This is a genomic window from Aurantimonas coralicida DSM 14790 (assembly GCF_000421645.1).
GTDB classification, from domain to species: Bacteria; Pseudomonadota; Alphaproteobacteria; order Rhizobiales; family Rhizobiaceae; genus Aurantimonas; species Aurantimonas coralicida.
This window is the reverse complement of sequence record NZ_ATXK01000005.1, coordinates 12,120-24,786: the sequence shown is the minus strand read 5'-3', so window position 1 is coordinate 24,786 and position 12,667 is coordinate 12,120. Positions and strand designations below refer to the sequence as shown.

Annotated in this window: 11 protein-coding genes and 1 riboswitch; of the genes, 3 read left to right on the top strand and 8 right to left on the bottom strand. The window is 68.2% G+C overall.

What is annotated here, in order from left to right; all coding sequences use genetic code 11:
• Positions 1-97: 97 nt before the first annotated feature.
• From H536_RS0112100 to ugpB, 5 genes are all read right to left on the bottom strand, one after another.
• The gene (locus H536_RS0112100) at positions 98-1,393 is read right to left on the bottom strand and encodes a D-amino acid dehydrogenase (RefSeq protein ID WP_024350714.1); all 1,296 of its coding nucleotides are present in this window, start codon (positions 1,391-1,393) and stop codon (positions 98-100) included.
• A 150-nt stretch (positions 1,394-1,543) separates the two neighbouring features.
• A riboswitch (glycine riboswitch) is annotated at positions 1,544-1,633 on the bottom strand.
• Positions 1,634-1,757: 124 nt separating this feature from the next.
• Positions 1,758-2,831: a sn-glycerol-3-phosphate import ATP-binding protein UgpC gene (locus H536_RS0112095; RefSeq protein ID WP_024350713.1), complete on the bottom strand. Its 1,074-nt coding sequence runs from the start codon at positions 2,829-2,831 to the stop codon at positions 1,758-1,760.
• A gap of 2 nt (positions 2,832-2,833) precedes the next feature.
• Entirely contained in the window at positions 2,834-3,682 is an 849-nt protein-coding gene (gene ugpE, locus H536_RS0112090; protein ID WP_009211221.1) for a sn-glycerol-3-phosphate ABC transporter permease UgpE, read from the bottom strand.
• A gap of 18 nt (positions 3,683-3,700) precedes the next feature.
• Positions 3,701-4,582 (bottom strand): sn-glycerol-3-phosphate ABC transporter permease UgpA, encoded by an 882-nt coding sequence (ugpA, locus tag H536_RS0112085; protein WP_009211220.1) that lies wholly within the window; start codon positions 4,580-4,582, stop codon positions 3,701-3,703.
• 108 nt (positions 4,583-4,690) lie between these two features.
• Entirely contained in the window at positions 4,691-5,998 is a 1,308-nt protein-coding gene (gene ugpB / locus H536_RS0112080) for a sn-glycerol-3-phosphate ABC transporter substrate-binding protein UgpB (RefSeq protein WP_024350712.1), read from the bottom strand.
• A 342-nt stretch (positions 5,999-6,340) separates the two neighbouring features.
• On the opposite strand from ugpB, the gene H536_RS0112075 reads away from it, so the two are divergent.
• A complete protein-coding gene (locus tag H536_RS0112075; RefSeq protein ID WP_024350711.1) occupies positions 6,341-7,471 on the top strand; it encodes an iron-containing alcohol dehydrogenase in 1,131 nt (376 codons plus the stop codon).
• Between the two features lie 82 nt (positions 7,472-7,553).
• On the opposite strand, the gene H536_RS0112070 is transcribed toward H536_RS0112075, so the two are convergent.
• Positions 7,554-9,293, bottom strand: coding sequence for a DEAD/DEAH box helicase (locus tag H536_RS0112070; RefSeq protein WP_024350710.1), 1,740 nt, complete (start codon positions 9,291-9,293; stop codon positions 7,554-7,556).
• Positions 9,294-9,613: 320 nt separating this feature from the next.
• Between H536_RS0112070 and H536_RS0112065 the strand changes: the two genes are divergently transcribed.
• The gene (locus H536_RS0112065) at positions 9,614-9,826 is read left to right on the top strand and encodes a cold-shock protein (protein ID WP_009211216.1); all 213 of its coding nucleotides are present in this window, start codon (positions 9,614-9,616) and stop codon (positions 9,824-9,826) included.
• A gap of 213 nt (positions 9,827-10,039) precedes the next feature.
• Positions 10,040-10,597, top strand: a complete 558-nt coding sequence (locus H536_RS0112060) for a metallophosphoesterase family protein (protein ID WP_024350709.1) — start codon at positions 10,040-10,042, stop codon at positions 10,595-10,597.
• Positions 10,598-10,600: 3 nt separating this feature from the next.
• Here H536_RS0112060 and H536_RS0112055 read toward each other — a convergent pair whose 3' ends face one another.
• Together H536_RS0112055 and H536_RS0112050 are read right to left on the bottom strand one after the other, a co-directional pair.
• Positions 10,601-11,854: an ATP-binding protein gene (locus H536_RS0112055; RefSeq protein WP_024350708.1), complete on the bottom strand. Its 1,254-nt coding sequence runs from the start codon at positions 11,852-11,854 to the stop codon at positions 10,601-10,603.
• The gene (locus H536_RS0112050) at positions 11,851-12,600 is read right to left on the bottom strand and encodes a response regulator transcription factor (protein ID WP_024350707.1); all 750 of its coding nucleotides are present in this window, start codon (positions 12,598-12,600) and stop codon (positions 11,851-11,853) included. Before H536_RS0112050 ends, H536_RS0112055 begins: the two co-directional genes overlap by 4 nt.
• Positions 12,601-12,667: the final 67 nt, after the last annotated feature.

Below are 12,667 nucleotides of genomic sequence, written 5' to 3'. Positions count from 1 at the left end.
TGTCGCCGGATCGAAGCAGGCGGGGAGAAAACAACGGCCGCCCCTCAGGCGAGGGACGGCCGAAATGGTCGGGGTGGATGTATGCGAAGCCGCAACGTCAGGCGGCGGCCGGCAGGTCCGTCTCGGCGGGCATCTGCCTGAAACCGGCGGCACGCGGGCGGGCATAGCGGGCCTCGACCTCGCCGGCGATCATGTCCGCCGTCACCGCCGACAGGGTCCAGCCGAGATGGCCGTGGCCGGTGTTGTAGAACACCCCGGCCGCCCGGCCGGCGCCGACCCGCGGCATCATGTTCGGCATCATCGGGCGCAGGCCCGCCCAGGGCACGACCGAAACCGTCGCGATCTCCGGGAAGCGCGTGCGGCACCACTCGACCAGCGGCCGGATGCGGGCCGCCTTGATGTCGCGGTTCTCGCCGGCGAATTCCGCGGTGCCGGCGATGCGCAGCCGGTCGGCGCCGAGGCGGCTGGTGACGACCTTGGCGTGGTCGTCGAGGAGGCTGACCCAGGGCGCGCCGGCCCGGCTCGCCTCATCGGTGAGGTTCACCGTCACCGAATAGCCCTTCACCGGGTAGATGTTGACCCGGTCGCCGAGCTGGCGGGCGAAGGCGCGGCTGGCGACGCCGGCGCAGACGACGATGCCGTCGAAGCGCTGCTGGCGCGGCGCGTCCTGTGGCCGGCGGCCATCCTTCCAGGTCACGTCGACGCCGTCGGCGCCGCGCGAGGCGAGCTTGCGCACGTCGGCATCGAAGGCGAAGGTCGCGCCCTTCCGCCGGCAGGCCTCGGCCAGGTGGCGGGTGTATTTGTGGATGTCGCCAGTGAAGTCGGATTCGGTGAAGAAGCCGCCGACGAAATCCCCGCGGATGGTCGGCTCGATGGCGGCGATCTCGGCGGGCGTCACCGCGTCGCGGCGCAGGCCACCCTCGGCCAGGAGCCGGTTCACGCCGGCGGCATGGGCCATCTCCGCCCGGCTTTCATAGACATGCAGGATGCCGCGCTTCTCGGCGTCGAAGTCGAAGCCCTCGCGCTCGGCCGCGTCCAGCAGATGCCGGCGCGCCGCGATCGCCAGCCGGGTGGTGGCGATGGTGTTGGCCTCGTAGCTGCGCGCGGCGAGGACGAATTCCATCATCCAGGACAGCTTGTGCCAGGAGGGCGAGGGATGGACGAGCAGCGGCGCATCCTTGCGCAGCATCCACTTCAGGCCCTTGAGGAAGGTGCTCGGCTGGTTCCAGACCTCGGCGTTGGAGGCCGAAAGCTGGCCGCCATTGGCGAAGGAGGTTTCCATGGCGGCATGGGCATGACGGTCGAAGACGGTCACGTCGAAGCCACGCTGGACGAGCTGATAGGCAGTGGTGACACCGGTGATGCCGGCGCCGATGACGGCGATGGAGGTCATGACGATCCTTTCGCCCCGCCGCAGCGGGGGCGTCGTTCATGCCCCTCCCGTCATGAGCCTGAGAGCTTCGCAGTCGCGGAGGAATTTCCGGCGGCCACTTTCTCCTTCGGCGGACGCCCGATGAATGGCCGTCGCTCTTCGGAATTTGCAGAGACGCAGGCGGTCCTTTTGCCTGAGAGTTTCCGGGGCGGTTGCTCCTTCGGCGCCGGCCTTGCGGCCGGTCTCTCCCGCTAGCGTCTGTGCATTTATCCTATGCCTTTCGCGGGGCGCCGGCAAGCGGCCGCGTATCGGCGTCGGCGCAGGGCCAGCCATGTCGGCAGCGCGGGTATGAGCCTCGCGGTTGGCGGCTCGCTGACGGCGCGCCTCAGTCGATGCGCAGGCCGCTCGACGTGTCGAAGCGGTGCAGGGCCGAGACCGGCGCGGCGGCGCGGACCTTCGTGCCCGGCTCCAGATGGCTGTAGCCGGCCACCCGCACGGCGATCTCCGGACCCTTGTCCGGCAGCGCGCCATAGACGTAGCTCTCGGCGCCGACCACCTCGACGCCGCTGACGGTGAGGTCGCAGACGAATTCGCCCGGAGCGGCCGGCGCATCGGCGAGAAGCCGCATGTGCTCGGGGCGGATGCCGAGGGTCACGCCGGACGCCGTCGCCGCGCCGGCGTCGTCGAGGCCGCTGATGCCGGAAACGCCCGCGGCCCCGCCGCCGAGCGGCACGAGGTTCATCGCCGGCGAGCCGATGAAGGTGGCGACGAACAGGCTTGCCGGACGCTCGTAGATCTCCATCGGCGAGCCGGCCTGCTCGATGCGGCCGGCGTTCAGCACGACCAGCCGGTCGGCCAGCGTCATCGCCTCGAGCTGGTCGTGGGTCACGTAGAGGCTGGTGGTGGCGAACTGGCGCTGCAGCCGCCGGATCTCGGCGCGCATCTGGACCCGCAGCTTGGCGTCGAGATTGGACAGCGGCTCGTCGAACAGGAAGGCCGCCGGCTCGCGCACGATGGCGCGGCCCATGGCCACGCGCTGGCGCTGGCCGCCGGAGAGCTGGCCGGGCTTGCGCGACAGGAGCGGGGCGATCTCCAGCACCTTCGAGGCCTCCTCGACGCGCCGGGCGATCTCGTCCTTCGCCATCTTGCGGTTCTTCAGGCCGTATTCGAGGTTCTGGCGCACGCTCATATGCGGATAGAGCGCGTAGTTCTGGAACACCATGGCGATGTCGCGCTGGGCCGGCTCCAGGTCGTTGACCACCCGATCACCGATGGTGATCGTGCCGGAGGAGATCGCCTCCAGCCCGGCCACCATGCGCAAGAGCGTCGACTTTCCGCAGCCGGACGGGCCGACGAGGACGACGAATTCGCCATCGGGAATATCCAGCGAGACGCCCTTCACGGCCTCCACATTGCCGGCATAGACCTTGCGCACGTCCCTCAGTTCGATGCCTGCCAAGTTTACTTCTCCGCTTCGACGAGGCCGCGCACGAACCAGCGCTGCATCAGGACGACGACCAGGACGGGGGGCGCGATCGCCAGGATCGCCGTCACCATGACCAGATGCCACGGCGTATCGGCGTCGGCGAAGGACACCATCTTCTTCAGGGCGATGACGATCGTGTTCATCTGGTTGTCGTTGGTGACGAGCAGCGGCCACAGATACTGCGTCCAGCCATAGATGAAGAGGATCACGAACAGGGCCGCGATGTTGGTCTTGGAGAGCGGCAGCAGGATGTCGCGGAAGAAGCGCATCGGCCCGGCCGCGTCAACCCGCGCCGCCTCCACCAGTTCGGACGGAATGGTCATGAAGAACTGCCGGAACAGGAGCGTCGCGGTGGCCGAGGCGATCAGCGGCAGGATCAGCCCGGCATAGGTGTCGATCATGCCAAGATCGACCATCACCTTGTAGGTCGGCAGGATGCGCACCTCGACCGGCAGCATCAGCGTAATGAAGATCAGCCAGAAGAAGGTCATGCGCAGCGGGAAGCGGAAGAACACGATCGCGAAGGCCGACAGGATCGAGATGACGATCTTGCCCACCGCGATGCCCAGCGCCATCACCGAGGTGTTGAACAGCAGGGTCCAGACGCTGACGCCGCCGATCCGGTCGACGCCGCCGAACAGCGCCTCGCCGTAATTGTCGAGGAACTGGTCGCCCGGCACCAGCGGCAGCGGTGGCCGCAGGATGGTCTGCAGCGTCTGCGTCGAGGCGACGAAGGTGTAGTAGATCGGGAAGGCGACGATCGCCAGGCCCAGCACGAGAAGCACGTGGGCGACCGGCCGGCCGATGGGGCTGCGCTCGATCATGGGCGGTGGTTCCGGGGATCAGCCATAGTGCACCCGCCGTTCCACGTAGCGGAACTGTACCGCCGTCAGGGCGATGACGATCGCCATCAGGATCACCGACTGGGCCGCCGAACTGCCGAGGTCGAGATTCACGAAGCCGTCGATATAGACCTTGTAGACCAGCGTCTCGGTGGCCCGCGCCGGACCGCCGGCGGTGACCGCGTCGATGATGCCGAAAGTGTCGAAGAAGGCGTAGACCGTATTGACGACGAGCAGGAAGAAGGTCGTCGGCGCGATCAGCGGGAAGACGATGGTCCAGAACCGCTTGGTCGAGCCGGCGCCGTCGATGGCGGCAGCCTCGGTCAGGGATTTCGGGATCGACTGCAGCGCCGCGACGAAGAACAGGAAATTGTAGCTGATCTGCTTCCAGGCGGCCGCCACCACCACCAGCAGCATCGCCTGGTCACCGTTCAAGAGCGGGTCCCAGTTGTAGCCGGACCGGCGCAGCATGTAGGCGAAGGTGCCCATGGCGGGGTTGAACATGAACAGCCACAGCATGCCGGCGACCGCGGGCGCCACCGCATAGGGCCAGATCAGCAGGGTGCGGTAGAAGCCCTTGCCGCGCACCACCTTCTCGGCCGCCGACGCCAGCAGCAGCGCCAGCGCCATGGCGAGGATCGCGGTGGAGAAGGAGAAGATCGCCGTGACCTTCACCGCGTTGAGATAGCCGGGGTCGCTCAGCACCGAGCGGAAATTGGCGAGGCCGACGAATGTCGTCTTCAGCCCGAACGGGTCCTGGCGCAGCACCGATTGATAGAGCGCCTGGCTGGCCGGCCAGTAGAAGAACACCAGCGTGATCGCCACCTGCGGCGCGAGCAGCAGATAGGGCAGCCACTTGTTGGGAAAGACGGCTTTCGACACGGCGTCTCTGGGACTGGGCCGCCGCGCATGGCGCGTGGCGACGGGAAAAGGGCGACAGGCAGAACAACGCCGGGCGGTCGAACCGCCCGGCGTCGGTGACGATGGCGCTTACTGCGCTTCGGCGATCGCCTCGTTGCCGAGTTCGACGATCTTGTCGAGCGCGGCCTGGGCGTCCTGCTGGCCCGACAGCATCAGCTCGAACTGCTCGTTCTCAATGTCGCGCAGCTGCGGCAGGTTGGGCAGGCGCACGCCCTTGGAGTTCTCGGTCGGCTCCTTGCCCATCATCTGCAGGATCGGGGTCTCGCGGCCCGGGTTCTTCTCGTAGAAGCCCGAATCCTTGGTCGCCTCGTAGGCGTCCATGGTCACCGGCAGGTAACCCGACACCTGGTGCAGGCGCGACTGGATCTCGGTCTGGGACAGGAAGTTGAAGAACTCCGCGATGCCCTTGTACTCCTCGTCGGACTTGCCGCCGAAGACCCAGAGGCTGGCGCCGCCCGGAATGGTGTTCTGCGGCGCGCCCTCGGCATTGGCGTCATAGGGAAGCTGGCCGATGCCGTAGTTCATGCCCGACTTGACGATGTCGCCGAGACCGCCGGAGGATTCCGTCAGGATCCCGCACTCGCCCGACAGGAAGAGCTGCTTGGCTTCCGAGGTGCGGCCGCCGTAGCGGAAGACGCCGTCCTTGGCGAGATCGGCGATGTCCTGGAAATGCTGGACATAGAGCGGCTCGTTGAGCTTCAGCTCGACATCGGTGCCGGCCAGGCCGTTCTCGTTGGTGCCATAGGCCACGTTGTTCCACGCCGCGAAGTTCTCGAGGTGGATCCAGGTCAGCCAGGTCGAGGTGTAGCCGCACTCGGCCGCGCCCGATTCCTTGATGGTGCGGGCGGCCGCGAACACGTCCTGCCAGGTCTCCGGCGGGCTGTCGACGTCGAGGCCGGCCTTCTCGAAGATGTCCTTGTTGTAGTACAGGATAGGTGACGAGGAATTGTACGGGAAGGACAGCATCGTGCCGTCCGGCTTGGAGTAATAGGCGACGATGCCGGGCAGGTAGTTCGACTTGTCGAAATTATAGCCGCCGGCTTCCAGGACGTCGGCGACCGGCATGACCGCACCCTCGGCGCCCATCATCACGCCGGTGCCCACGTCGAACACCTGAATGATCGCCGGCGGCTGCTTGGCGCGGAAGGCAGCGATGCCGGCGTTCAGCGTCTCGGGGTAGGTGCCCTTGAAGACCGGGGTGATCTTGTAGGCGTCCTGGCTCTCGTTGAATTCCTTGGCGAGCGTGTCGACGACTTCGTTGTTGGCGCCCGACATCGCGTGCCACCACTGCAGCTCGGTCACAGCGACGGCCTGACCTGCGCCAGCGACCAGCGCGCCCAGCGCGACGGCGGCGCCCAGAATTTTGCGGTTCATCATGTTTCCTCACCCTTGATGCGACTCTCGGGCCCTGTTGCCGAGCTCGTTGCAAGCCGCTTCTCTAGGAGTGCTTCAAAACCGATCGGTGACACAAGCATGAAGGTTCGATGACAGTGGAAAAACTCGGTCTGGCGGCTGTAACGACCGCGTTCTGACGCACGTCGTGCGCCTGCTGGCTGCCATCAGCCGGTTTCAGGCTGCTACGCGCGAACCGCGTAGCGTTGGCCGCGCAAGCCGCGGCGGCATTCCCAAAATCGTTCGCAAGGATTAGGACATGTCCCCGTGCGCGTCCGCCGGAGGGGCAAGGGGCCCGCGCGCCAAAATGCCATTGGGGAGATTCGCATGGCCTTGATCACCTATCTGACGAAGATCCAGTTCGAGGTCGGGGCCGCCAGCCTGCTCGGCGCGGAATTGCGCGAACTGGGCGTTCGCACGCCGATGGTCGTCGCCGACAAGGGGATCGTCGCGGCGGGGCTGGTGGAGCGCGTGCTGTCGGCCGGCGGCCTGCCTGCCGACACGGTGGTCTTCGACGGCACCCCCGAGAACCCGACCGAAGCGGCGGTCAACGCGGCTCTGGCGCTCTATCGCGAGCATGGCTGCGACAGCCTCGTGGCGATCGGCGGCGGCTCGCCCATCGACCTGGCCAAGGCGGTGTCGCTGCTGGCCACCCATGCCGGACCGCTGGAACAATACGCCGCGATCCTCGGTGGCATTCCGAAGATCACCGCGAACAAGCCGCCGCTGATCGCCATTCCGACGACCGCCGGCACCGGCAGCGAGGTCGGGCGCGCCGCGCTCGTCACGCTCGACGACGGCCGCAAGCTCGGCTTCATCTCGCCGCACATGATCCCGAGCGTGGCGATCTGCGATCCGGAGCTGACCGTCGGCCTGCCCTCGGGACTGACCGCGGCGACCGGCATGGACGCCGTCACCCACTGCATCGAGACCTATCTGTCGCCGCGCTACAATCCGCCGGCCGAGGCGATCGCGCTGGACGGGCTGGCCCGCGCCATGCGCTGGATCCGCCGGGCGACGGAGGCCGGCGACGACATCACCGCGCGCAGCGAGATGATGATGGCGGCGCTGCAGGGCGGCATGACCTTCCAGAAGGGGCTCGGCGCGGTCCACTCGCTGTCGCATCCGCTCGGCGGACTGAAGAGCGTGCGCCTGCATCACGGCACGATCAACGCCATCCTGCTGCCGGCGGTGCTGCGCTACAACGCGCCGTCGGCCGAGGAAAAGTACCGGGCGCTGGCCGCTGCGATGGGGCTGGAGGCGGGCGCCGATCTGGCCGCGGCGATCACCGCGCTGAACCGCGATCTCGCCATGCCGACGACCCTGTCGGAAATGAACGTGCCGCGCGACTGTTTCGGCCTCGTCGCCGAGGGCGCCGAGCGCGACCATTCGACGGCCACCAATCCGCGGCCGGCCGTCGCGGCCGATTTCCTGAAACTGCTCGAAGAGGCCTATTGAGCCGAAAGGCGCAACGCCTGGCTCGGGAGGTTATCGAGGATTGACGAACCGGGCGCCGGGCGCCCGGTCGTCATTAGCTGGATCAGCCCTTCGGCTTGGGCCGCGGGCGGCGCGGCTTGGCGCTGCCGGGACCGGTGCCGCCCTTGCGGTTGAACGGCTTCTTGCTGAAGCCGCCCTTGCGGTCGGCATCGCCCCCGCCCGGTGCGCCCGTCGGGGAGATGGTGATGTCGTCGCCGTCGCTGACTTCGGCGGCGTCGGCAAAGCGCTTGGCGACGCTCTCGGAGATCTCGAACTTCGTCTCGCGATCGAAGATCTTGATCATGCCGATCTCCTGCCGGGTGATCTTGCCGCGGCGGCACAGCAGCGGCAGGATCCACTTCGGATCGGCATTGTTGCGCCGGCCGACATCCATGTGGAACCACACCATCGGGCCGCTGGCCTGATCGCGCTCCTTGCGCGGCGTGCGTTCCTTGCCGGCGAAATCCTTGCCGGCCTTCGGGTCGGGGCCGAAGCCGGGATCGAAGACGTCCTCGGGCGCCGGCAGGCGCGAGCGATAGAGCCTTGCCAGTGCCGCGGCGATGGTTTCCGGCGAATGCTTCTCCAGGAGGCTGCGGGCGGCGGCGAGATCGTCCTCGCCGGGCTCCTGCGCCAGTACCGGATCGGTCAGGAGCCGGTCCTCGTCGAGCTTGCGGATGGCGTCGGCCGAGGGCGTACCGCCCCATTCGGCCCGGATCCGCGCTTCGGCCAGAAGCCGCTCGGCCTTGCGACGGCGCGAGATCGGCACCAGCAGCACCGAGATGCCCTTGCGCCCGGCGCGGCCGGTGCGGCCGCTGCGGTGCTGCAGCGTCTCGGCGTCGCTCGGCAGATCGGCGTGAATGACCAGCGCGAGGCCCGGCAGGTCGATGCCGCGGGCGGCGACGTCGGTGGCCACACACACCCGTGCACGGCCGTCGCGCAGCGCCTGCATGGCCTGGTTGCGCTCGGCCTGGCCGAGTTCGCCCGACAGCGTCACCGCCGAGAAGCCGCGCTCCAGAAGGCCGGACGACAGATGCCGCACCGCCTCGCGGGTGTTGCAGAATACGATCGCGCTTGGCGCATCATTGAAGCGCAGGACGTTGACGACGGCGTGTTCCAGCTCGTTCGGCGCGATGCGGATCGCCTTGTATTCGATGTCGGCATGGGCGGCGCTGCTGCGCGTCGCCTCGATGCGCAGGGCATCGCGCTGGTAGCGCTTGGCCATGGACGAGATCAGCTTCGGCAGCGTCGCCGAGAACAGCAGCGTGCGCCGCTCGCGCGGGGTGGCCTCCAGCAGGAACTCCAGATCCTCGCGGAAGCCGAGATTGAGCATCTCGTCGGCTTCGTCGAGCACCAGCGCCTTCAGGCCGCCGATCTGCAGGGCGCCGCGTTCGAGATGATCGCGTAGGCGGCCGGGCGTGCCGACGACGATGTGGGCGCCCTGGGCCAGCTTGCGCTTTTCGGCGCGCGGATCCATGCCGCCGACGCAGGTCACCATTTCGGCGCCGGTCTGGGCGTAGAGCCAGGCGAGTTCGGTCGTCACCTGCATGGCGAGTTCGCGCGTCGGCGCGACGATCAGCGCCATCGGCGCGCCGGCCGGGCCGAAGCGCTCGGCCTCGCCGAGCAGGGTGGGGGCGAGGGCGAGCCCGTAGGCAATGGTCTTGCCCGAACCGGTCTGGGCGGAGACGAGGAGGTCGCGGTCGGCCGCCTGCGGCTCCAGGACGGCGTCCTGGACGGGGGTCGGGTCGACATAACCGCGCTCTGCGAGCGCGTGAGCGAGTGGCGTGCTCGTCGTGCGAAACGGCATCTGGTAATCCTTGGGTATCGGCAGTGGCGGCGGCAACGAGCACGCGCGCGAGTGGCGGCATTTCCGCCCAGCCGCGCCCCCTATTGCACAGGCAGGGCCGCGGCTCAACCGAAACGGCGCCTGACGGTGCTGTCCGGACCGCCCGCGCCGGCAGTTTTCGCGCACCGATCGCCGTCCCGATGGTGCATGCACTGTGCACTGCCGCAGCGGAATATCGTCATTCCGGGACAGCCCCCGCTTGCATCGCGCGTCATTGCCCACCATTCTGTGCCGGCGCGCGGGCGGTACGTCCGGCGCCGACTGGAAAAACAGGTAGTAAAATGGCTCAGACTGGTACGGTGAAGTTCTTCAACATGGACAAGGGCTTCGGCTTCATTAGTCCGGATGCGGGCGGAAGCGATGTGTTCGTGCACATCTCGTCCGTCGAGCGCTCCGGCATGACTTCCCTCACGGAGAATCAGAAGGTTTCCTTCGACACGGAACCCGATCCGCGCGGCAAGGGCCCCAAGGCGGTCAACATTCAGCCCGCATAATTCGGCCAGCAGGACCGTTTCGTCCGCTCCCCGTCGGGCCCGTCGCGAGACGGTTTCCGGCAGGCGCCGAAACGCCCTCTGATCGACCTGCCCGCAGACGGGCTCGATCGCTGCACCGGCCTGGCCGAAGCGATCGCCCGGATGCCCGCCGCGGGTGGCAGACACGACCGTGCCGGACCTTCCTGAGGCCCGGCACGGCAACGAGACCGATCGATGTTCTTCACGGCCGACACGCATTTCAACGATCCACGCGTCCTGCGGATCGACCGGCGCCCCTTTGCCGATCTTGCCGACCATGATGCCGCGCTGATCGATCGCTGGAATGCCGTCGTGGGACCGGACGACATCGTCTGGCATCTCGGCGATTTCGCGCGCGGCGATGCCGCCGCCAAGGCCGCGCTCCTGTCCCGCCTCAACGGCCGCAAGCAGTTCGTCACCGGCAACAACGACGATGCCGACACGATTGCCGCGCCCGGCTGGGAAACCGTCCAGGCCTATCGCGAACTCACCGTCGACGACCGCCGCGTCGTCTTGTGCCACTACGCCTTCCGGACCTGGAACGGCATGGGCAAGGGCGCCATCGACCTGCATGGCCATTCCCACGGGCGGCTGAAGAAGATGACCCGCCAGTTCGATGTCGGCGTCGACGCCTGGGATTTCCGGCCGGTCACGCTGGACGAGATGCTGGCCTCGAGGCCGCAGCGCGGCAAGGCGGCCGGTCCTGCCGACGTGACGTCTTCCAGGACCCAGGCGAGCCCCGCAAAGCCGTAGGCGTCAGCCCGCCAGCGGCAGCCGGATGGTCTGGTCGAGCCCGCCGCCGGCGCGGTTGGCGACCACGATCGAGCCGCCGGTCTGGTCGATGATCTCCTTGGCGATGGCCATGCCGAGACCGGCGCCGGGCTTGAACTGGCGGCGGCCGAGATCGACCCGGAAGAACGGCTCGAAGGCGCGTCCGAGCAGCTCTTCGGGAATGCCCGGCCCGTCGTCGGCGAGGCTGACCACGGCGTCCTGCCCGTCGCGGGTCAGCGCAACCCGGGCGCCGCCGCCATGCACGGCGGCGTTGTCGACGAGGTTGCGCAGCGCCCGCTTGACCGCCAGCGGCCGGGCCCGGATCGACAGGGGCGGCCCATCGAGGCGGGGCGGCTCCACCGGCCTTCCGATCTCGCGCAGCTCGGCGATGATCTCGGTCAGCAGCCGGTCGAGCCGCACTTCTTCGAGCGAACCTGCATCCACCTCCTCGCGCACCAGCCGGATGGCGCTGTCGGCGATGCGGTCGAGCTCGGCCAGATCCTTGAGCCAGACCTCCCGGTCCTCGTCGGGCAGGAACTCGGCGCGCAGCCGCATCCGCGTCATCGGGGTGCGCAGATCGTGGCCGGCGGCCGCGACGAGGCGCATGCGGCTTTCTACCGCCTCGCGCACCCGCGTGGTCAGCCGGTTGAGCGCGGCGGCGGTGGCCCGCACCTCGGCAGGCCCGTCCTCGGGAATATGGGCGGGCAGGCCGTCGCGGCCGACGGTGGAGACCGCCTGGTCGAGGATGCGCAAGGGGCGGGTCATCTTGGTGGCGACGAAGATCGAGACCGCGGCGGCGCCGACGACGACCAGCGTCATGTAGAAGACGAAGATCGGCCAGTTGCGGGGCGGAAACCCGGTATAGGGCAGATAGGCCCAGCGGCCCGGCGCAAATTCCAGCGCCAGTTGCCGGGTGCGCGCGGCCGGGTCGCCGACGACCCGTACCGGGATCGACAAGCCCTTGGCCGCGACGGCGCTGGCGATGCCGCGAGCGTCACGCACCCGCATGTCGTCTTCGCGCACCGGCTCCGGACCGACCTCGATGCCGAGCCTGTCGGCGGCCGCCGGGTCCTCGACCAGCAGCGCGGCGACGATACGTACCTCTTCGGCGAAGACCTCGCGAAAACTGTCGCGGTCCGGCCGTTCCAGGACGACGATGGAGACCAGTGAGGCGACCGCCACGACCCCGACAATGGCGAGGATCAGGAGCAGCGCCAGGCGCGAGCGCAGCGATCTCATGGCTGGCCATCCCCGGTGCCCGTGGCGGCTTCGCTCCGCTCCACCCGGGCGGCGAACTGGTAGCCGCCATTGCGCACCGTCTTGAACAGCCGGAACACGCCGCCATCGTTGAACTTGCGCCGCAGCCGGCTCATCGTCACGTCGACCGAGCGGTCGAAGGGGTCGGCGGTGCGCCCATGCAGGAGATCCATCAGGATGTCGCGGGACAGAACACGGCCCGGTCGCTCCAGAAAGATCATCAGGAGATCGAACTCGGCCCCGGTCAGCACCACTTCGGCCCCGTCCGGATCGGTGGCGAGGCGCCGCTCGGGATCGACGGTGAAGCCTTCGAAGGTGAAGCGCGTCGGTGCCGCCTCGCCCGGAGCGGCGTCCCCGCCGCCGCCGCGCCGCAGCACGGCGCGGATGCGCGCGGCCAGTTCGCGGGGATTGAACGGCTTGCCCAGATAGTCGTCGGCGCCGATCTCCAGCCCGATGATCCGGTCGACGTCTTCCTTCAGCGCGGTCAACAGGATGATGGCGATCTCCGGCCGCCGGTCCTTCAGGTCGCGGCAGATGTCGAGACCCGAGCCGTCGGGCAGCATCACGTCGAGCACGACGAGATCGATGCGGGCGTCGGCGATCTTCTGTTCGCAGGCCCGCCGGCTGGCCGCGATGGTGCAACGGAAGCCCTGGCTCTCCAGATACTTCCCGAGCAGGCGTCCGATCTCGGGGTCGTCGTCGACGACGAGGATGTGGGGCTGGCTCATGCGGGGCTCTCGAATGATGGCTCTCGCCCTTCTGTGACCGGGCTGCGCGCGGGACGCGAGACCATTC

Excerpts from the sequence above, each read along its gene's own strand:
- H536_RS0112100 (WP_024350714.1), bottom strand. The coding sequence starts at position 1,393 with ATGACCTCCATCGCCGTCATCGGCGCCGGCATCACCGGTGTCACCACT.
- ugpE (WP_009211221.1), bottom strand. The coding sequence starts at position 3,682 with ATGATCGAGCGCAGCCCCATCGGCCGGCCGGTCGCCCACGTGCTTCTC.
- ugpB (WP_024350712.1), bottom strand. The coding sequence starts at position 5,998 with ATGATGAACCGCAAAATTCTGGGCGCCGCCGTCGCGCTGGGCGCGCTG.
- H536_RS0112075 (WP_024350711.1), top strand. The coding sequence starts at position 6,341 with ATGGCCTTGATCACCTATCTGACGAAGATCCAGTTCGAGGTCGGGGCC.
- H536_RS0112070 (WP_024350710.1), bottom strand. The coding sequence starts at position 9,293 with ATGCCGTTTCGCACGACGAGCACGCCACTCGCTCACGCGCTCGCAGAG.
- H536_RS0112065 (WP_009211216.1), top strand. The coding sequence starts at position 9,614 with ATGGCTCAGACTGGTACGGTGAAGTTCTTCAACATGGACAAGGGCTTC.
- H536_RS0112060 (WP_024350709.1), top strand. The coding sequence starts at position 10,040 with ATGTTCTTCACGGCCGACACGCATTTCAACGATCCACGCGTCCTGCGG.
- H536_RS0112055 (WP_024350708.1), bottom strand. The coding sequence starts at position 11,854 with ATGAGATCGCTGCGCTCGCGCCTGGCGCTGCTCCTGATCCTCGCCATT.
- H536_RS0112050 (WP_024350707.1), bottom strand. The coding sequence starts at position 12,600 with ATGAGCCAGCCCCACATCCTCGTCGTCGACGACGACCCCGAGATCGGA.